This window comes from Pseudomonas sp. NS1(2017), assembly GCF_002269425.1.
Lineage (GTDB): Bacteria > Pseudomonadota > Gammaproteobacteria > Pseudomonadales > Pseudomonadaceae > Aquipseudomonas > Aquipseudomonas reactans.
The window spans coordinates 320,432-340,883 of record NZ_CP022960.1; the positions used below are offsets into that span (position 1 = coordinate 320,432).

The following is a 20,452-nucleotide window of genomic DNA, read 5'->3' on the forward strand; positions in this document are numbered from 1 at the left end:
CATCACCACCGGAATTGCCAGACGACATGGGTTTCCCCGGGAGGGCCGATATGCAACTGGTACGGCTGGTCATACTGGCCACGACGTGCCGCCTTGAGCCCCTGGAATTCCCCGAGTTGCTTGGGATCGCCCTCGCCTTGCAGGTACAGCTCGCCGTCTGGCAACTGGTGGATCCCCAGGCCCTTGCCGGTGTATTCGAGGCGTACATGGTCGGTGGGCCAACGGTCATAACTGAACGAGGGTAACAACCGCTTGAGCTCTTGGTTTGCCCCCGGTTGCAGGTACACACGGCGACCGGTGGCGATGCGGTGGTCAGGCAGTTCGGCGTCCCTTTCTTCCGGCGCCAGGCAGATGAACTCCTCGAACACCACCAGGTTGGCGTCGACCGGTGCATCGCAAAAAAAGCAGGCCATGTGCGCAGGGTCAACGCCAGTGCCCGGCATCAACGAGGTGGAGGTGCATTCGGCGCACTCAACCATGCGTTCGTCGATCTCCACCAGGGCTTCCAACCATTCGGCGATACCCGGGCGGGCGATTGCATCTTGCTTGCCCTGCTCGAAGCAGCGACTGAACAGCGCGGGCAAGCGGCTGTGTTCGGCCAATTGCAACGGCAGGTTGGCAAAGCAGGCATTGTCGGGGTCATCCGAATCATTGATCCATGGATGCTCCCCTCGCAGTGCCGCGTCCTCTTCCTCCGGCTCACCCAGTTCGACCAGTTCGCCCTTAAAGGGATGGTTGTGGGTCAACACGCGATAGGCGATGACGGCAAAGCTCCAGCAGTCCGTCAGGCTCGACAGCATGGCCTCGCCGCGCACCACTTCCGGCGCGCCATAGTCGGGGGTGTGAAGGGTCAGGCCGCTGTGGGCCTGCAGGCTGATGTTGTCGCAGTCGATCAGCCAGGTTTCGGCAAACCCGGGATCATCCGACACAAAAATATTGGCCGGGGACAGGTCGCCGTAGAGCATGCCGCGCCCATGCAGCTGGTTCAAGGTCCTGGCCAACTGGCACAGAATACGCACCCGCCGACGCAGGCCGCCCTGGGCCAGGTAATCACTGGCGGCATCGTCCTCGGCGGCGACAAAACTGTCCAACAGGCTTTGCAATGGAACCAGCCCGTCCATCAGCTCCATGACATAGCCAAAGCGCGGCGGCTTGAGCAGTGCCAGCGGTCGCGCCAGTTTCAGGTCGCTGAGGTCCTGGCGGATCAACCATGCCATATGACGATGCCAGCGTTGCTTGGCATCGAGGTCAGTATGGATAAAGCCCTTGACCAGGACAGTGGGCAATTGTGTGCGATACACCACACCTTGCCCGCCACGGCTCATCTCGCTCAACAAGTCGTAGCGAGTGCCCTTTTCATCCAGGACATGCTTGGTACTGCGCTGGGTAGCGGTCATTGTTTGTGATCCGTTCGAAAGATACCGGCGATGCTCTTGTCATCACCGTGAAGTGGCGTGGACCAGGCGTGCATTTCTCGCTCCAGCCAGGTGCGCATGCGGCGTCTGTTGCTGCGCGCAAGGCGGCGGTAAATCACATCGAAAAAGGGTTCCAACTGCTCGGGGATCAGATCGTCACTGATGCCGTCCGTCATCAGCAGCACGCCATCGCCGGGCAGTACCAATTCGAACTCGCAAGTCTGCCACAGCCCCTCGCCTGCCTGGGCCAGGGTGTCGGTCTGGTTGCCGAACCCCTGGCGCGCCGCGCTGATCACCCGGAAGGCACCTCGGCTCTTGAGCAGCAGCAGCCCATCCCCTATCTGCCCGGCCTGCCCACGGCCGCGGGCATCGACCCGAGCCCACAGGCAGGTGGTTTCGTAATCGCGATAGCGGGTGCCGAAATGCTCAAGCCAGGACAAGCGAATGGCCTGGCCCAGTTTTTGTGCAGAAACGGCGAAGGCCTGCCTGGTATGTTGCTTGACCAGGCGTACCGCCTTGCTGGAGCCGATGTGGCTCAGGCGCCGGCTGCCCAGGCCGTCACAGACCGCGATGCACCACCCCTGACGCACGCCATAGACCCCCATGGCATCCTGGTTGACCACGCCGTCCTGCAGGTGCCCCGGCCCGATGACCTTGGCACCAGACGCTGCCAGGCGCATCAGAATTCCCAGTCTTGATCATCGGCAGACGGCAGCTCCAACGGGAGCGTTTGATTGGGGGTCGACGACTGGCTAAGGGCGCTGACGCTCATGGTCACGGCACGGAAGAAGCGATGAATATCCCGTGCCTCAGAGGCTTGAAACAGCGGCGCTTCCTGATCATTGGCGAAGTCGGCCAGCATGCTCACATCTGCATCGGCACCGATGCCCATGGCGAAGCGCGTGGCCTTGGAGGAGCGCTCACCATTTTGCAATTGCGCAAAAGGCGTCTCCCACTCGTCATTGGGGTAACCATCGGAGACCAACACAATCACCGGTTTGTAGGCGCGGGACGGCACGATGTCTTTGTCTTCGATCAGTTGGCTGGCCAGGCGCAATGCGCCGCCCAAGGGCGTGGCGCCATCCGCCGTGAGCTGGCTGAAACTTTGGATTTGATGGGCCGGGGTCAAGGGCAGGTTCAACTCTGCGCTGCTGCCGCCAAAGGTGATCACGCTCACCTGGATTTCAGCGCGCAGGCGGCTTTCATGGGCAAAGGTGGCGATCATGTCCTGGAGCGCGCTGTTCAACGCCTCGATCTTGCCGCCCTCCGACATGCTGCCACTGGTGTCCGCCAGCACAATCACAGGCAAAGGACGGGCAGCTTGGATCTGGAATTTCTTGAGCTCTGACATTTCAACGGTTCCTTGGTAATCAGTAAGTGACGTCCTGGTTATAGCGAGCTTCGTGCCAGAATAATTTATTTCTTTAAAAACAATAAGTTACGAAATGCAAGGATCAATAACGCCCGAAAAAAATAATATTCATTACTTCAAAGTAATTTTTCTTACCCTCGCTTGTTATTCGACACAGTGCTTTTCGATCCACTTGCTCAGGGTCTGCTGGCTCTTGAGCCCCAGGAGCAAGGCGGCTCGGGTTTTGTTCTGGCCCGTTGAGGCCAATGCGCCACGCACGTAGTGGCTCACGACTTTGGAAATGATGTGGTTGATGTCCACCCCTTGGGACACATCCATCGTCATCAGGTCGTTGTCCTGCGCCGGCAGTTTGAACAACGCCTGGTCAATATCGCCCCGGGTAATCAGCGAGTCCTGGCACCAGAGCGCAGCGCGCAGCAAGGTGGCGTGTAACTCCCTAACGTTGCCGCGCCACGGGTGCCGTTGGATGAGTTCCCTGGCCTCCAGCGAAACCTTTTTTTCCTTCAGGCTGGGATCTTGGCTGCCGATACCGGCCAGCAGCGCATCGGTCAAGAGCCGCAGGTCACCCTCGCGCTCGCGCAGCGCCGGCAGATGCAGGACACCTACAGCGATGCGATAAAACAGGTCCTCACGGAAACTGCCATGTGCGACGTCTGCCATCAGATTGCGGTGAGTGGCGGTGATCAGGCGCACATTCACCTGCACTTCACGACTGGCACCGACCGGCGTGAATGTGCCCTCTTGCAGTACACGCAATAGCCGCACCTGCACGGCCAAGGTCAGTTCACCGAACTCATCAAGAAATAGCGTCCCGCCATGAGCCTGTTCGAACACCCCAAGCCGATCTGCAATCGCGCCGGTAAACGCACCTTTTTTGTGGCCGAAGAGCACGGAATCAACCAGTTCAGAGGGAATAGCACCGCAGTTGACAGTTACGAACGGCTGGCTAGCGCGCGTTCCTGCGTTGTGGATGGCTCGGGCAAACAACTCTTTGCCGGTACCCGTCTCTCCATAGATAAGGACCGGCACGCCTTTCTCAGCAAGAACGTGGGCCTGTGCCTTGATGGCCAGCATGCGACCACTTTCCGCGACAATGCTGTCAAACGCGGCATCCACCGGCACTTGCTGCTCAGCCAGTTTGGCCAACTGGTTGCCGCTGATTGCGCTGGCCGCTGGAACATACTCGGCAGCGATTTCGAAGGGGATATCAACCTGCTGGACACCTTGTTCCAACGAAGATTGATAGAAGACTGCGGGGTAACGGGTCTTGCCCAACAGGATCCACACCGCCTGCATCGCAGGTGTTCCGGGGCTCAGCAAGATGGAAAGATGTGCCCCTTCTCCCACCAACCGCTGCAGATGCCGATTGGCCGCGTGATAAATCTCGCCGAAATGCACAGGGGAGGATAACGGCTCGACATAGGCCGTGACGGGAATATCGACTTGCTCGCGGAGCCAGCGAAGATAACGCTCAACCTGCTCCGCAGGGTACGCACACAAGAGTTCGACGACATCGAAATCGACAGCAGCGAGGGCCGAACAGACAGGCCCCGCCCCCTCGCCGATCACCGCTTTCAAATCGTTAGCGCCGATCCAACTGACCAAAACCTTATGCTTTACCGCAACCATCCCTGAGCTCCAACAAATCCTTTTGCTAACGAAGGCCCTCATCACGATCAAGGACTATCGCTACCAGATATCAAATCAAATGCCTTTATACTTAAAAAGTGGCCATTTAACATCTATCCGTTAGTAGGCACCCACATGATCCTATTTACTTCGATTTAGCATCAGGCTGATGCGGCAGGCTACACGCACTCTCCACCACGATGGAGGCGGCTCCAATCAGTGCTTATGCAATCAGCCAGATTTTGAATCTTGAATGCCTTGGAAGCAGAGGTACGTGCAAGAGTCGATTAACGAAATGATCAATCTTCTCGTTCGAGATGCGAAACTCGGCTATCACAGGTATGACGCTCTGGAAATTTACAAGCTGCAATTCGCCACCAAGGTGGCAAGGCTTTTACTTCTTCGGGCTGGGCTGTTCACGCCGACGATGAATTGACCTACGTGCCGAGACAAGACTGCCCCACCTCCAAACCTTCAAAAGTCCAGCACAGACAAGGATTCGCGAGGAGTCAGACTGGGTCAGTGAAATCTCAGCAACTGGGGAAATTCGGCGTAGGCGCTAACAGATCATTAAACTGAAGAGCAAGCACTGAATCAAGAAATAGGCATCTCTGTAACTATTTTCTTTCACGCGTCCTAACGGAAACATGCTTGCTCGACATTAGTGTAATGCTGAAATACGCATCGATACGTCAGCCTCTTTTCCATTTCTTCAGCCACTGGGTAGCGAGGTAAGTAGATTTTTAACTTCTGCCAACGTTGGTGCATAGGCTCCGGTATGTCGACACGATAGGGAGGCGCAAGCAGTTGAAAAACGCAGACGCTCCTTCAGATCGGTGATTCCCAGCAAATCTGCAGCCAACCAACCCGCCATGCTCGCATCGCCCGCCCCCACAGTATCGGCAACGTCCCCAAGAATCGCGGGCTGTTCGTATTGACGGTCCGACGTATGAAGAATCATTCCGTCTGCACCTCGGGTGAACAGGATCTGCGCCCTAAAGTTGAGCGCACGTAACTCATCCATGGCCTGATGTTCGGTCAATCCGGGATAGAGGTGACGAAGGTCTTCATCGGACAGCTTGATCATGTCAGCCAGGGCGGTCATCGTTGGGAAAGTGCTCTCCCGGTAATATCTGTCCATCAAATTGCGCCAGTTCGGATCAAAGCTAATTCGTTTGCCAGCGCGTTTCACCTGTTCGGCGAGGCTGACCAAACGATCTCCCAATGGCTGTCGAGCCAGACTGATGCAGCCAAAATGACAAACTTCGGTATGGTCAAGCCAACCTTGCGGCAGCAGGCCCGTATCGAAAAACAGATCGGCATCCCCGGCAAAAAAGTACCTAGGCGGGCGGCTTGACGGAACGATGGCGACCAAGGGCTCTCGGTCCACTCGTTGTATAAATCGCATATCTAGCCCTGCCACCTCTGACTGTAGGGCTATCTCGTCGCCCAACGAGTCCGTACTGACGGCCCCTGCAAAGGAGCTGCTGACACTCAGGCGACTGAGCGCTCGTGCAACGTTCCAAGGCGCACCGCCCGAAAAACCCTGCCACTGTCCGGGTACGCCCTGTACAATGTCAGTCAGGGCTTCACCAAATACGATTGCCCGAGGCAATACCATCGTCCTTTCCTTTCTGATTAAAGAGATTTCTCGGCCGACTGGCCTTACACAATGGGTTCTGGAGAACCGCAGGGAATGGTGAGAACTTTTTCCAACGTCTGTGTCACTCCCACATCCCGCAAGCTGTTGTAACACCATTCAAACGCCGCCACGAACTCGGGAGAGTTAGGAATCTGCACACCAAAAATCTCCTCAACTGTCAGCAATCGCTGAGTGATTAATGCATCATCGGCCACCAATACCTGACAAAACGCCGCCCGCGGATCCGCAATCAAGTAGATATTGCCATTCTCCTCCACCCCTTTCAAATACATAGCCCAGGCCGCCACCACCAGCGCCGCGCGCCGGGTATCCCGGCCCTCGGCAATCAAGCGGTTGATGGTCGGCACGGTGAACTTTGGAAGCTTCGACGAGCCATCCGAACACACCCGCTCCAGCTGATCGGCAATCGCCCGATTGGAGAAGCGTGAGACCAGGGTGTTCTGGTATTCGGTCAGGTCGATTCCCGGCACCGGCGCCAACTGCGGGGTCACATCCAGCTCCATGTAAGCGCGTATGTAGCGTACGAATAGCGAGTCATTCATGGTCTCATGGACGAACCGGTAACCCTTCAGGAACCCCAGATACGTCAGGGCCAGATGGCTGCCGTTGAGCAGCTTGATCTTCATCTCTTCGTAAGGCGTGACATCGTCGGTAAATTGCACACCGACCTTTTCCCAGGCCGGGCGCCCGTTGACGAACTTGTCTTCCAGCACCCATTGCGCAAAGGGTTCACAAACCACCGGCCAGGTGTCGTCAACACCGTGCTGGTCGGCCAGTTGCAGGCGATGTTCAACGCTGGTCATCGGCGTGATGCGGTCGACCATGGCGTTGGGGAAGCTGACGTTAGCCGCGATCCAGCCCGTTAGATCGGCATCGAGCAAAGCGGCAAAGGCCAGCAAAGCCTTGCGGGTCACGGCGCCGTTGTGCGGCAGGTTATCGCAGGACATCAAGGTGAAGGCTGGCGTGCCGGCGGCACGGCGTTTGGCCAGAGCGGCGCAGAGAAAGCCGAACACCGTTTTCGGGGCCGCCGGGCTGCTCAGGTCGTGCTGAATCTGCGGCAGATCGGCCATGAATTCGCCGTTGCTGTCGTCGATGCAATAACCGCCTTCGGTAATGGTCAGCGACACGATGCGGATTTGCGGGTCGGCGAGTTTTTCGATCAGTGCCTGGGCATTGTCCTCAGCCAACAGCATGTCGCGAATCGAGCCGATTACCCGCACTTCGGTGGCGTCGTTGTCTCCCAGTTCGAACAGGGTGAACAGACAGTCCTGGCCGTGCAGGTGGTCGTGGGCACGACGGTCTTCGCCGCGCAGGCCGACGCCGCAGATTGCCCATTCGAGGCCTTCGCCCAGGTTCATCAGCGCATCGGTATAATACGCCTGGTGGGCGCGATGGAAGCCGCCGACGCCGATATGGGCGATGCCCTGACGGGTGTCGCTCAGGTTGTAGGCGGGCAGAATCACCTCTGGGGCGAAACGGTTGAGGTTTTTTTTAGTGAGTTTCATACAGGATCCCTGAAATCAGGCGGCAGCGCGCAGTGGTCGGGTAACAGCCACGCCGTTGCCATCGAACAAATGGCAGTGGTCGGCATTCAAATGCAGGCTCAATGTTTCGCCGTAGCGGCTGGCTAGGTCGCCAAGCACGCGCATGGTCAAGGCCTCGCCGGACGCCGTGCGCATGTGGCAGAACGTGTCGCTGCCCAGATGTTCACCGACGTCGGCAGTGACCTGCAAGGTGCAGTCACCAGGCATGGCCAGTTCTAAATGCTCCGGGCGAATACCTTGAGTCACCGCGCCACTGACGCTCAGGCTGGCGCAGCTCACTCGCAATGTGATGCGGGTGCCGGCATCCAGCAAAACTTCACAGCCCTGGCGCTCGACAAGGCTGACGCTGCTCTTGAGAAATCCCTTTTTCGGCGTGCCGAGAAAACCGGCGACGACCAGGTTGGCCGGCTGATGGTAACGATCCAGACGCAAGCTGACCTGCTCGATCCTGCCACCATTGAACACCACTACCTTATCGGCCATGGTCATCGCTTCGACCTGATCGTGGGTCACGTAGATCATGGTCGCTTGCAAATCCTTGTGCAGGCGTAGCAGTTCAAGGTGCATCTGCACCCGCAGCGTGGCGTCAAGACTGGACAGTGGTTCATCGAACAGGAAAATTTTCGGGTTGCGCACGATGGCCCGGCCAATCGCAACGCGTTGCCGCTCGCCACCGGACAGTTGCTTCGGCTTAAGCTCAAGCATCGGCCCGAGTTCGAGAATACGTGCCGCTTCACTGACTTTTTTTAACACTTCGGCTTTTGGCACCCCGGCTAGGTCGAGGGCAAAGGACATGTTCTTGCGCACGCTCATGTGCGGATACAGGCCGTAGGCCTGGAACACCATCGCTAGGTCGCGCTTGGCCGGGCTGACTTCGGTGATGTCGCGGCCAAGCGCGATGGTGCCGCCGCAGACTTCCTCAAGGCCGGCAATCAGCCGCAACAGGGTGGGCTTGCCGCAGCCCGCGGGGGCGACGAAGACCACAAACTCCTTGTCGGTCACTTCCAGGCCGATGCCCTTGATGATAGAAAAGCCTTCGAAACGTTTTTGCAGATTCTTGATTTTCAGTTTGGCCATGGTGGGCCTCCATTTGAACTTATTTGGTGCGCCGTGCAGGATTTTTGTGGGGGCGAGCCTGCTCGCGACTATCCTTCAGACAACGGGTTATCATTGACATCTATTGCGAGCAAGCCCATTCCCACAAGGGGATTTATGAACAGCGGGCTTATTTCACTGCGCCGAAGGACAAACCGCGCACCAGCTGTTTCTGGCTGATCCAGCCAAAATTCAGGATCGGCGCGCAAGCCAGGGACGACACGGCGGACAACTTGGCCCAGAACAAGTCTTCGGGGCTGGAGTTGGAGGCGATCAGCGCAGTTAACGGCGCAACGGCCAACGAAGTCAGGCTCAGCGACTAAAATGCCTCGTTCCAGCACAGGATCAGCGACAGCAACACGGTGGAGGCCAGGCCGCCCTTGGCAATCGGCAGCAGAACGCGGACCATCTCCTGCCAGAGTGTGCGCAATCCAGGGGGCAGCTTCGAGGATGTCCTTGAAGTAGGTGTAAACCATCCACACCACAATCGGCAGGTTGATCGGGTCGTAGGGGGTCAGCGAAAAGTACAGGGTCATGCCCAGCGGCACGATCATCCACAACAGCAACAAGGCCACCGAGGGACTGACCAGAAACCGGCCAAGTTTGGCCACGCGACTTAATATCCGGGTGAGCTTTGGCATTTGAAATATTCATGGCGTAAGAACCGAGTCGTGTAGACCAGTGAAGTTCCAATGTGGGAGCGGGACTGCGTGGTTATTTCGGGTACCCGGCGCGCTTCATCTCCCGTTCGGTGGCCTGCTGGGCAGCGGCCAGGGCCTGGTCGATCAGCGCCGAGAACAACAATTTGCCGACCTAGATGCCAATGCCCAGGAACTCCGGGATGATCACTAACTGAATGCCGATGTACTGCACCGGTTTGGCGCTCGGCTTGCTCGGGGCCGCGGCTATGAGCAACTCCAGCGTGACTCTGACAAATGGCGCGGCGTTCAAGCACGCCTCGCTGTAGGCCGAGGCTCGGCTACCGGGCGGCTCGTTGGCGACGCCATCTTTTCCGCGACCAACGCCCCGAACTCCTTGAACGTAGCCCAGGCACTGAAGGTTTTTGCCGCCTCCTTGGCCTTGTAGCTGGTAGGGATCGCCAATGCCCAGAAGTACAACCAGGCCGAGCCTTTGTCGGTAACCTCGTGGGGCGCATGTCTCAAGCCGACGTGGTCGCTGACCTTGCTTTGGTTCTTGTCGGTGACGAACGAGCCGGCGACACTGGCATCGACCCAGATTACGCATTTTTCGCTGTTGAACAGCGCAAGGTTTTCGTTGAGACCGTTGCTTGACGCCACCTGTGTACCGGATTTTTTCATGGTGTTGACGTTGTTTTCGTATCTTTCGACGGTTGGCAGAATATGCGCTAATTACAGACTTCAATTGCGGGCAAAACAAATCATCCTTCGCATTTAGATTGATATTATTTTGCACTTAATTTTACAGCGAACGACACAGGGAAGGGCTGTACAGCGATGACAGACGATCGAATTCGTATAGGTTATCGGGTTGAAATACAGCACTCGTGGGAGCGAACTCAACTTTGGTTTTGCTCGGTCAACCGCTGCACCACCAACCGCCGGTAATGCGAAGGCGTCATGCCCTTCTGCTGCTGAAAGCGCCGGTTGAAATTGGAGATATTGTTGAAGCCTGATTCGAAGCACACGTCAGTCACCGATTTAACGCCATCGGCCAGTAGCTCGCAAGACTTGCTGATTCGCAGGCGATTGACAAACTCGATGAAACAGCGCCCGGTGGCCTGCCTGAACACCCGGCTGAAGTAGGTCGGTTTCATGCCCAGGTGCTCAGCCACTTCCTCCAGCGGCAGATCCCGGGCGTAATGGGCAAAGATGTAATCCACCGCTCGATTGGTACGATCGATGTGGTGCTCGTCGGCCAATTGCAGCGTCGTCGCACCTGATAAAAGTTGATAATCTTCGCAGGCGGCGAGCAACTCCAGGAGCATGAAAAAGTGTCCGAGGCGGGTCATACCTCGGGTGCTGGCAATGCATTGCATCAGGTCCATCGCCATGCCAATCGTGTGCTTGCAACGAAACTCGATGCCGTACTGCGCACGCTTCAACAGCGGCACCAGGATCTTGAGCTCGGCAAACACCTGATGGCCTTTGTCGAACAGCTCATCGGAAAAGTTGACCAACATGTCGCGCTTGGGCACCACTTCACCTTCGACAATCTGGCTGATCCAGTTGTGAGGTAGGTTGGGGCCAGTCAGGAACAGGGTTTGCGGATAGAAATTGCCGATGTAATCGCCGATGAACACCTTGCCGGAACTCGCGACTATCAGGTGCAGTTCGTACTCCTTGTGGAAATGCCAACGCACCAGCGGGCAGGGAAATCCGTGCTGGCGATAGATGATGGACAACCCGTTGTGGTCGTCCATCAGCTCGAAGGAAGGGTCAGTAATTTTCGCTGAGCGGTTCACATTAGACTGCTTTTTGTTTTATTGCATCTTACAAGGTCTATTTTCGCGACAGTTATAGCCACACCATTCATCCAATCGCGCATATGCCACAGAGTAACAACGCTTAGCCTAACGGGCTAACAAGCATGATAAACTATAGGAGAGCCTCTAGGGATAGCCTGAAACAGCCAAGCATTTCTAGCTTTCTTCAGATACCGTCAGCTTTGAACACAACGATGGATCAAAGACGATCAGATCACCGGTTAATTTCTGGATTTTTTAGCCACCGCAAGCGCCTCGTAGACACACCTCACCAACACCCGCCAGTAAATATCTACGCTTTATCAACAGACTCGACAACATGAACGGCGGCACCAACAGTGCCGCAGCTTTGCTCATACCACGAAAAAGCTCCTCACATGACTGAATTAGCACCTAATTGCCCAGAACGGAGCTCAACCTTCGCTCTGACGGCACTAGCTTTGCTTCTTTGATTTAGCATTTGGTTTCGTACGGAATACAGCGTTTGCCCAGCTTCCCGTACACGCCACGCCGGGCGTCAATCTACCACATGGCGACCTTAACGCTCAGAGCGCGCTCTACTCCGGTTCCAGCAACCGACGGAAGTTGAAAATAATAATTTCATACGCGCCTCCTTCAACGCCAGAACGCTGTAGCCGACCAGTTTTGCATCAAATGAATACGCAGCATCGTCATCAGGGGATAGGTCGGACGCTAACCACTCCCCTTCGGATGATGCGGCTCGATCAGGGCAAATAAATCCTTACACAGGACGATCCTATCCATCTCGGCGGGAATAATACTTTGCGGCCTGCTTGCGCACTCCAAAGTACTCGGCAGGGGCAAAGGCAATTTGCTTCATCGGAGTGGTAGCGGGTGAAGCTCCGCCATTTTGCCAAGCTCAAGAAATCTTCATCAGAGTTCCCCTAGGAACCTGCCGTCCAATACTTGGGCACGTCATCGCATTTTTCAACCGACGATCAACGGGACTTACTATTTCCTCGCGGCGTCTAATCTTATTTGCAAAAAACTCTGATTGCGCGCATTAGCTCCAGCAAAAGCCGCGCTTGGGCGCGGAAATCCGCACGTTAGCTAGATGTCAGTATTCGACCAGTATAGCTCGCGACAAACGCATGCCGCAGAAGAGATCGCAGATCATCCTCCACTACATTGAACCATCGCACTATACCTTAGCCCCCGAGCAACGCCAGCAGATCAGCAACAAGCTGATCATGCGTCCGCAACCGGACGAAGACATTTCCTTGCACGGGATGACGAAGGAGCAGGGCCTGTATAAGGGCATGCAATTATGGAGCGGCTCCAATTCCACAACTACAAAATAGTATCAGTTTTCGTGCTCATACTTAGTAGCAGTTATCTTTTACACGATGAGATCCTTGCAGTATTACCTGCCGATTTCGCTACAGCCTCTTCGGCGTTGTTTAACTTACAAATACAATAAAGGAAAGCGTTATGGCCACTCGCCAAGCGTCCCGAGGGCTGCTGTTCGGCATGCCTATATGTCTTATCTGGGGTTACGTCGCCATTGCCCTATTTATGTCTGGGGATGGCATTGAACTCGCCTTCCTGTCTCGTTACATTGTCGATCTCGGCTTCTCCCCCACCCGAGCATCCTTTCTTTTTACTGTTTATGGTCTGCTCGCCGCTTTGTCCAGCTGGAGTTCCGGCGTGCTGGCCGAAACCTTCGGTCCGCGTCGAATCATGTTGATCGGCGTCGTGGCCTGGCTGATCTTCCATGCGCTATTTCTGACGCTCGGCCTGAGCGCACAGAACTACCCATTAATGGTGCTTTTTTATGGAATTCGTGGGCTTGCTTACCCCTTGTTCATCTACGCATTCCTGGTCTGGATTGCTCAAGTGACGCCCGGGGCCCGCCTTGCTTCAGCGATGGGTTGGTATTGGACCATGTATTCCATCGGTATCGGTTTTCTCGGGATGTATCTGCCGAGCCTGAGCATTTCGCGGATTGGCTTTATCGGTACACTTTGGATGGCAACATTGTGGGTCGCGCTGGCTGCGGTATTGATTGTGTTCGTAGTTGAGGATCAAGGCAAGGCACGGGAAGGCACGCCGGCAAGCTTCGCCGACCGTTTGCGCGACCTGAGCCGAGGGGTGACCATCCTCTTCGATCAACGCAGCATTTTGATTGCAGCCATTGTACGGGTCATCTGCAACCTGACCTTGTTTGGATTCCCTGTGATTATGCCGCTTTACCTCACTTCGGAAGCCGTAGGCTTCACCATGGAGCAATGGTTGTATCTGTGGGGGCTGATGTTCGTTGTCACCATTTTCACTAACGTGATGTGGGGATGGATCGGGGACCGAATCGGCTGGCTATGGCAGATGCGTTGGTTCGGCTGTGTTGGCTGCGCGCTGGCGACCCTGGCTTTCTATTACTTGCCTCTGATGTATGGCGCTCACTTCGGACTGGCCAGTACCGCCGCAATTGCACTGGGTATTTGCGTCTCAGCGTTCGTTCCCATTGGACCTGTATTTCTTGCCATTGCCCCGGAACAGCAAGGGGCGGCTATGTCCGCCCACAACCTCGCCGCTGGAATGTCGAACTTTATGGGGCCGGCCATTGCAACGCTAACGATTTCCTGGCTTGGAGTCCAAGGGGTGGTGTGGGTCTATGCTTTGCTGTATCTGGTGGGCGCGGTATTGACATGTTGTATTCGAATCGACCAGCCAAAGCTTCAGACGGACGAGGAGCCAGCCCGTCATTTTTCAACTCACGCCACTGCCAACGAAGTTATTTTAACGAGGAAATAGTGCCAAGCAGTTATAATCTTCAATAAACAGAGCTAAAAAGAAGAGAAGAGTTATATTGACCTAGCTGCAATTATGAAGACACTAGTAAATACTATATCTATGCGACGTGATGGCAAAAACTTATGCACCCAACAATCACGCCTTACGCGATTAAACCGGTTGCCATTTGTGCGGCAACAACTAATCGATCTCACACGCCAATTGAGAGGCAGGCGTGTGAGCCATAAGCATATGGATGATACTCACTCACGAAGGACTTCAATCAACTTGCCGCAAAACGTCGCAAAGTCGAAAGTTCGTCTGAATGCATCAGTATTTTCGAAAAACAGGTTTGATAGCATCTCGACGAGCGTGCTCGCTGGCTTTTCTGTTTTGAGCGCGCAGCTCGCCCGCCCCATCAGCTGTTTTCGAGCCATCCACGGTTTTGCTGGGCGTACAGTGTGGTCAACTGAGCCGTATTCTTCGTCAGATAAGAAAGCTTCGGACAAGTTGATCAAGAACATTTGTCGTCCGTTCCACCCAACCCAACGAGCCATCGCAGCGACGCCCGGGCCGACGGTTTTATGTCGCCATCGCCAACAAATGTAGTCACTAAGGTGCGTTTCGTGTTCAGCTGGATATTCAACATTACTTCGTCAAGGATGAGCGAGCATTTCTGCCCACCTGTAGCTCCTACGGTGAGGTAAACAACCAAGGGGGCACTCTATTGACTGATCACGCACTCATAAATATCCATTGCTGATGGTGATTTACAGCAGCCTACTTCAAAAGGCCTCCGTCACCACCGCATCACGTCAAAGGTCGCGTCGCGAAGTCGAAAAAACCACTGATTTTAGGTGTCAATCTGCGGTCGGGTGTGAAGAGTAAATGCAAGGGCCGACTCGGCGGCGGGTAGTCGGGCGGCAACGCGATCAGTTCACTTTGCTGCTATGATTTGCGCATAAGCTCCACGGGTTGAAGCATTCTGCCCAATCCGGCCAGCGCACAGAAGTGGCTCGCCGCGATAAACCGGCTGCCCACCGGAACAGTAACCTTCCCTTCAGCTGCGTTAAACATCCAATGGGTACGCAGCTCAATATATGAAAACCCCGGGCACTCATGGGACTGAGGGTCCCACGGTATTTCAATCGCAGGCTTGCCTTTCGAGTAAGACGGCACGCCACACAGAATGAACCTTTAGGGCGTCGACGGCCTACGACCAGGCCGCTGTCCGAGAGCCACCCATCGGCCGCCCCCCCTTCTTTGATCTATTGCCATGCCGACTGGACAGAACAATAACGACTGGAAGCAGGGGTTTTCACCACCTCGCCTGAACGCATGATCGCGCCCGCGTCAACATGGCGCCTACCAGCAGATTGATTTCGGAAAGCCGGAGGGGGATTGAGCGGGCCACGGCCCAAGGATCACCCTACTTTCACACGTCGTAAGCCTGAGGCAGGCTTTGTGAACGTCGACATGGCGCTTGCGGAGCCATGCTTTTTGATCATGCCACGAACGATTGGCGAGACGTCATTCAATTCAAAATTGATGTTTCAACGGCGATTTTCACAGGGAAGTACAGCGATTGGCTGGGCAGTCTGCAATGGATGAGCCATGCCATCAATGACGCGGCGCTGCATGTTTACAGGAAAGCCGAACCAGGCAACCTTCAAGAATCCGGAGAAATTCCCGTCGATCTGTTGGCGCTTCTGGACACTCCCTGAGTCAAGCCCGAGCCCTCTCCTAAAAGCAGCGCGGTCGCAAGAAAAGTCCGCGACAACACCTTGTACGCCAAGAGTGCGACGCTCTATTGCCCAGCTGAATGCTCCTTTTTATCAACCGGGATTTTTTTGAGCCACTGTAGTGGCCAATCCATCCCGGACACAGTTTTGAGTTTTTCTTCAGCTTTCGCCGGAGCCAGTCCATCGTTGAAATGATGAAGTCGGATCCAGTTTTAGTGGCTCATCAGGTATTGGCCAATGTCTCGTTGAGCTTGCTGCCCGGTCAGGTAGCCCGTGGTCGGTATCCACACTGATTTCAAGCTGCGAAATACGCGCTCCATCGGTGCATTTTCCCAGCAGTTGCCTCGGCGGCTCATGCCCTGGCGAATGCGGTAGCGCCACAGTCTCTGGCGGAACTGGCGGCTGCCATATTGCGATCCCTGATCGGAGTGGAACATTAGCCCCTGAGGCTTTCCACGTTGTTCGTAAGCGACATCCAGCGCTTTGACCACCAGGCCTCCATCCGGCTTTTCTGATAAGGCCCAGTCAACCACTCTGCGTGCATAGAGATCCAAGACAACTGCCAGATAGTGCCATTTGCCCTGTGCCCAGACGTAAGTGATGTCTCCACACCAGACCTGATTTGGCGCTTCGACATCAATCGCTCGGTTCAAGGTATTCGGAATATCTGGCCGCTCCGCTGTGGCCATTTTGTATGCATGTGATCCTGGCTGCTTGCTGATCAACGCCAGCTCACGCATCAGGCTGCGTACCTTGAACCGCCCGATTTGCTTACCCTCTTCTTGCATCATTGCCATGATGGTACGGCTGCCGGACGCACTTCGACTTCTCGTGAACAACTCATTCACTCGACTGGGCAACCGCAGTCGCTCAACGTCCGGAGTTCGCCTTAATTAACGGGCTCATGATCGCTGAGCTGGCGGATCAGCGCGTACGCTCGAGATCTTCCGACATCAAGAGCGCGGTAGCCTTTTTTAGTATCGATTTCTCGCGTTCAAGGCGCGTGATCCAGGCTTCCAACTCTTAAATTTTTTGCTGCTCTGGCGTCAACGCTTTGCTGGCCGGCGTAACGCCGCCGCGCTCCTGCTGAAGCTAATTACCCCATCGGCGCAGTGCCGACTCGACCAAACCGAGCGAACGGGCCGCCTCGGCATGGCTGTAACCTTGATCGAGCACCAAGCAGGCAGCTTCGCGCTTGAACTCAGGGGTAAAGGTACGGTGCTGCTTGGTCATCGGAAACCTCTCTGTGGCGAGCATTCTTGCCTAAATGGGTGTCCGGGGTTAGTAGACCGCTACAACCAGCCTCGTCAAAATTATCGCTCTCCTGAGCATTTAAGCCAGCATGACCTACTTGTCACATGTCGTTAGCCGAGAAGTGGCTTGTGTTCACGCGAAGCTCAACATATCGTCAAACGCTGATAGCCATCGCGAAGCGCGTCGATGGTCAGAATCCGCCGCTTTGCGAGAGCCTGGAGTCTCGCGTTTCAAAAAGGGGGCTAGCCCGAAGTTGCTGACTGATACCTTAGGAAATATAGCGGTAGTAATCTCACAAATCTTTCACATCGAAGCGAATATCGTTATCTGAGTTCCGAGCCCCCCCCCCCCCTTTAAGACCGCTCCTCCCATCGCGGGCATTTCTTTGTCTGAAATTCGCCAAAGGCGCTTGTGGCCAGGTGATCTAAGCTTCATCAATGAATAGGTCAGGCTCCCCTGAATACTCACCGCACGGCATCCCTTTGTAATGGTCAAGCCGAACTCTAGACTGGCGGTCCTAGCTTGTTGGGTGTCACTAGATAATAATCGCTATACTTAACAATGCCTTAACATTGGATGGCTGTAATGCAATCTCCTTTGGAAGCATCCCTTTTGCCCGTTCCCGCGGGCTTTTTTTTGAGCTCTATTAGTAAATGCACGAGCAAACCGTCTTGCAGGATTAAGCCGGAAGCCACCTTTGCGGCGGCAGCGCTGCAATCTCACCTGTCCGCTGCGTAGGCGGGCGTGTCGGTACATCCTTCAGGTAGGCATCGGGATCATGCCCACTGCTCCGCACCGATTGAATCAAACTTATGATCGCATCGCCGCGTTTGCCGCTGCGTAGCGACCCTGCAAAGAGCCAGGCCTTACGCCCCGGCGCCCAAGGCAGTACCTGGTTCTTACACCAATTATTATCAATGGGCACGGCCCGGTCATCGCGGTAGCGCCATAGCGCCATCCAGCGTTTCAAGCTGTTATCCAAGGCTTTGCCATTGGTCGAACCGTTGTGAACGGTATCGCGCAGGGCAACCATCAAGGCACACAACACACCCATCACCGGAACTGCCTTTTCTTGCAGTATTCGGCGGCATATGTCCGACTCCAGACCCTTGATTTCCTCCTCGCTCTATTACAGCGGCTGCATGTAACGCAACTTGCAGCGACTCCAGTTCCGCCTCAATGGCAGCGAAATCGGTATCGATCAGATCGTCTGAGTCAACCAACCTGTTCCGGGCTCATTTGCTCCTTACGTTTGGCGAACTTGGAGTGCTTGAGCTGGGCGATCTCGTGGCTGAATTTTTCGATCACCGTTTTGTCGTGATCGCTCTTCTTGTCCATGACCTGGGAGGTCTTGCCCATCGTTTCGAACTGCTCGTCGAGCCCCGAGACGCGTTGCAGCAAATGCTCCGCAAATGCACGCAATTGTTCGGGGTTCAGTTGGTAGAGGTAGGGGATCAAAGTTATGCAGCCGATCTTGCCAGATCAGCGTAAACACAACGATAGCCTGATCAGACAATTACGCAACCGGACAGGGCATGGTTCAGCTTAGAGGATGGAAATTGCGTTTCCGAGGCCAACTCTCTGCCTTGGCAGACCCAGTATCAAAGCGTGCAGCTGTCAGGTGCTCAGCTCCATTTGTGAACCGTGAGGCATACCAGACCAAGCGAGTTTGCCCAGGTGGAGCCGCCGTGCCGCCAACCCGATGCCCAATCCGTTGCGCACCAGGTCTTTCATGCGGTTAGCGCGGCAATTGGCGAACAGATAAGCATAGTGCGGTTGCGCCGCACCGAACACTGAAATCACTCGGGCACTGACGGCGCCGGTGCCTGCATGCATGTCCATCGGCTCGGTGGTGAGCCAGGTGATACCGATGCGAATCATCGCAACAGCTCTCGAAGAAAATTCGTGCAGGTGGCAGCTTTTTCCACTGGCCAATTCATCTTTATGGGAGTGCGCGGTGCAGGATTGGAAAACTGATACCGGACGGCTGAGCACGCGTTCCAGCATCAAGCATCTGAGGATGCAGCGGGATGAACGTAGGCTGAAGAGCCAAGGCTTTTTGATTCTACAACCGAATCCATTTGTGGACGACGTTGGCATTGAGGCTGTAGCTCAAGACGATGTTTGCGGTGGAGGCCTGGATTCGGAGCACTTCCAATGACCTGGGCTTTGAAAGATTTGCTGTAGGTACGGCGTTGAGGGCGCATAAAAAATTCGCTTGATGGATCAAATATAATGTCCACTTAAGTGGACACCAAGGCTTTCGGCGGTTGTGTCAGGAAGATGTTTTGGTCGGACGGATACCTCTATTTACCGTTCTCATCCCAATAGATCGTGGGGGCTCCGCTTTGACTGCGCTAGTCATGTCCAGGCAGTGACAGCGGGCTGATAAGACAGTACTCGATTGCAGGATAAACCTTCTCCATTCATTCCCAGTAACATATCCCGCAAGCCCCATATCGTCCGCTACACCATGTCTTTGCTTTTTGCGGCTGGGTAGAGGACTTGGTCGGACGGCTACGTATTTCCTGCTGAAACAGAATCATAGTTGCGCGAGGGTTTACTCGATCTCGTGCCCCCCCATAAAATGACCGATCCGTGATATCCGCCCATTGCTGCGGGGCCGCTCATTCTGCGCGCTATCATCGCGCTCCGAGTACCAGTTGCCGACTCTGTCTCGCACCCTGGATGGACCCTCAGAGAAAGTGTCCATCGACGCCCTCCAGAGCAGCGTGAGTACGATCGACGATGGACTCGACATGGCGTATGGCAGCCAGCAAGCGCTATCGAGCCGCATCGACGCTGTGTAAAGCAGGACAACGCAGGCCCAAGAAGCTGCAACTTACGTCATTCGTTCATTCGAAACTGCTGGCGATCTCTTGGTAGTGGAAGCCAACCTTGAGTCGCTTGACGGCAAACTGCAGAAAATGAGCATACCTCAGGCTCAAGCGATCCCAACCGCCCTCAAAGCCCCTCCCTATAAATCGAAACTCGCACCGATAAAAGCCCCGCCCATCCTGCAAGACCCTCAGCCTTCAGCTGGTCGGTCTCGAACACCGAGGCGCAGGCCCCTTCCTGTCTATTACCCCCACCGGAAGCACGCGATTGATTCATATCTACCTGACTCGGCCAGGCGAGGTGATCAGTGACAGCACCTGACGCCTCAAGGTAGTAGATGAGCGAAGAGAAAACCTTCGACGCCGGCGGGACAACCAGAACCCAGTGCATCCGGCCATGAGTACAGCGTCATGAAGCTACCGATCGTTCGAACCATCATCTACATCAAGCATTTACTGCAGTGGGCATTGGGCCCACACGATACGTATCGCACCATGGGTGGCGACCGCTAGTGTTCAACAGTTCACTACCAAAAGCACGCTGTCCCCGGACAACCTTCATGATCAATCAGCGCCGGAGTGGGGCATGGCTGAGGCATCAATTTAATAGAGTGCCGATGTCCGGAATGTGGGGTCAAGTCCACTTCGATGATTGCGGATTTCGGAGCACTGTGACCGGCCGTTTC

The 20,452-nt window shown here is 55.3% G+C and carries 15 protein-coding genes and 7 pseudogenes; 5 read left to right on the forward strand and 17 right to left on the reverse strand.

The features are described 5' to 3' along the window. Positions 1-2 precede the first annotated feature (2 nt). From CI807_RS01545 to CI807_RS01560, 4 genes are all read right to left on the reverse strand, one after another. Positions 3-1,397 carry a protein kinase gene (locus tag CI807_RS01545; RefSeq protein ID WP_038848920.1) on the reverse strand — a complete coding sequence of 465 codons (1,395 nt, stop codon included), beginning with the start codon at positions 1,395-1,397 and terminating at the stop codon, positions 3-5. Continuing rightward, entirely contained in the window at positions 1,394-2,095 is a 702-nt protein-coding gene (locus CI807_RS01550) for a PP2C family serine/threonine-protein phosphatase (protein WP_016978917.1), read from the reverse strand. Before CI807_RS01550 ends, CI807_RS01545 begins: the two co-directional genes overlap by 4 nt. After that, positions 2,095-2,766, reverse strand: a complete 672-nt coding sequence (locus CI807_RS01555) for a VWA domain-containing protein (RefSeq protein WP_016978918.1) — start codon at positions 2,764-2,766, stop codon at positions 2,095-2,097. Before CI807_RS01555 ends, CI807_RS01550 begins: the two co-directional genes overlap by 1 nt. A gap of 165 nt (positions 2,767-2,931) precedes the next feature. Continuing rightward, positions 2,932-4,416: a sigma-54-dependent Fis family transcriptional regulator gene (locus tag CI807_RS01560; RefSeq protein WP_025999948.1), complete on the reverse strand. Its 1,485-nt coding sequence runs from the start codon at positions 4,414-4,416 to the stop codon at positions 2,932-2,934. A 295-nt stretch (positions 4,417-4,711) separates the two neighbouring features. Between CI807_RS01560 and CI807_RS31550 the strand changes: the two genes are divergently transcribed. Beyond that, entirely contained in the window at positions 4,712-4,852 is a 141-nt protein-coding gene (locus CI807_RS31550) for a hypothetical protein (RefSeq protein WP_256346571.1), read from the forward strand. A gap of 276 nt (positions 4,853-5,128) precedes the next feature. Here CI807_RS31550 and CI807_RS01575 read toward each other — a convergent pair whose 3' ends face one another. The 8 genes and pseudogenes from CI807_RS01575 to CI807_RS31615 all read right to left on the reverse strand — a co-directional run. Next, complete coding sequence (locus tag CI807_RS01575) at positions 5,129-6,037, reverse strand: carbohydrate kinase (protein ID WP_016978920.1); 909 nt, start codon at positions 6,035-6,037, stop codon at positions 5,129-5,131. A 44-nt stretch (positions 6,038-6,081) separates the two neighbouring features. Then, complete coding sequence (locus CI807_RS01580) at positions 6,082-7,584, reverse strand: mannitol dehydrogenase family protein (protein ID WP_016968898.1); 1,503 nt, start codon at positions 7,582-7,584, stop codon at positions 6,082-6,084. Between the two features lie 15 nt (positions 7,585-7,599). Continuing rightward, on the reverse strand, positions 7,600-8,700 hold the full coding sequence (locus tag CI807_RS01585; protein ID WP_016978921.1) for an ABC transporter ATP-binding protein: 1,101 nt from the start codon (positions 8,698-8,700) through the stop codon (positions 7,600-7,602). Positions 8,701-8,848: 148 nt separating this feature from the next. Beyond that, positions 8,849-9,227 (reverse strand): annotated as a pseudogene (locus tag CI807_RS01590) (carbohydrate ABC transporter permease); the annotation flags it as partial. After that, positions 9,222-9,359, reverse strand: a pseudogene (locus CI807_RS31610) (hypothetical protein); the annotation flags it as partial. The pseudogenes CI807_RS31610 and CI807_RS01590, both read right to left, overlap by 6 nt. Before the next feature lie 73 nt (positions 9,360-9,432). Further along, positions 9,433-10,046, reverse strand: a pseudogene (locus tag CI807_RS01595) (sugar ABC transporter substrate-binding protein); the annotation flags it as partial. Between the two features lie 209 nt (positions 10,047-10,255). After that, positions 10,256-11,161 (reverse strand): AraC family transcriptional regulator, encoded by a 906-nt coding sequence (locus CI807_RS01600; protein ID WP_016978922.1) that lies wholly within the window; start codon positions 11,159-11,161, stop codon positions 10,256-10,258. Between the two features lie 598 nt (positions 11,162-11,759). Beyond that, positions 11,760-12,023: pseudogene (locus CI807_RS31615) on the reverse strand (IS5/IS1182 family transposase); the annotation flags it as partial. 205 nt (positions 12,024-12,228) lie between these two features. Between CI807_RS31615 and CI807_RS01605 the strand changes: the two are divergent. Further along, positions 12,229-12,480, forward strand: a pseudogene (locus CI807_RS01605) (glucose-6-phosphate dehydrogenase); the annotation flags it as partial. A 154-nt stretch (positions 12,481-12,634) separates the two neighbouring features. Then, positions 12,635-13,954 (forward strand): MFS transporter, encoded by a 1,320-nt coding sequence (locus CI807_RS01610; protein ID WP_016978924.1) that lies wholly within the window; start codon positions 12,635-12,637, stop codon positions 13,952-13,954. A 242-nt stretch (positions 13,955-14,196) separates the two neighbouring features. On the opposite strand, the gene CI807_RS01615 is transcribed toward CI807_RS01610, so the two are convergent. Continuing rightward, positions 14,197-14,457: a hypothetical protein gene (locus CI807_RS01615; RefSeq protein ID WP_016978925.1), complete on the reverse strand. Its 261-nt coding sequence runs from the start codon at positions 14,455-14,457 to the stop codon at positions 14,197-14,199. Positions 14,458-15,426: 969 nt separating this feature from the next. Here CI807_RS01615 and CI807_RS01620 point away from each other — a divergent pair. Beyond that, complete coding sequence (locus CI807_RS01620; RefSeq protein WP_025999951.1) at positions 15,427-15,657, forward strand: hypothetical protein; 231 nt, start codon at positions 15,427-15,429, stop codon at positions 15,655-15,657. Between the two features lie 146 nt (positions 15,658-15,803). Here the strand turns inward: CI807_RS01620 and CI807_RS01625 are convergent. The 4 genes and pseudogenes from CI807_RS01625 to tnpB all read right to left on the reverse strand — a co-directional run. Beyond that, positions 15,804-16,908 (reverse strand): annotated as a pseudogene (locus tag CI807_RS01625) (IS3 family transposase); the annotation flags it as partial. 700 nt (positions 16,909-17,608) lie between these two features. Further along, a pseudogene (locus CI807_RS31620) lies at positions 17,609-18,052 on the reverse strand (transposase); the annotation flags it as partial. Between the two features lie 92 nt (positions 18,053-18,144). After that, entirely contained in the window at positions 18,145-18,387 is a 243-nt protein-coding gene (locus tag CI807_RS31625; RefSeq protein WP_016978928.1) for a hypothetical protein, read from the reverse strand. 159 nt (positions 18,388-18,546) lie between these two features. After that, the gene (gene tnpB, locus CI807_RS01635) at positions 18,547-18,810 is read right to left on the reverse strand and encodes an IS66 family insertion sequence element accessory protein TnpB (protein WP_016978929.1); all 264 of its coding nucleotides are present in this window, start codon (positions 18,808-18,810) and stop codon (positions 18,547-18,549) included. 782 nt (positions 18,811-19,592) lie between these two features. Between tnpB and CI807_RS31210 the strand changes: the two genes are divergently transcribed. After that, positions 19,593-19,739 (forward strand): hypothetical protein, encoded by a 147-nt coding sequence (locus CI807_RS31210; RefSeq protein WP_157741979.1) that lies wholly within the window; start codon positions 19,593-19,595, stop codon positions 19,737-19,739. Positions 19,740-20,452 lie beyond the last annotated feature (713 nt).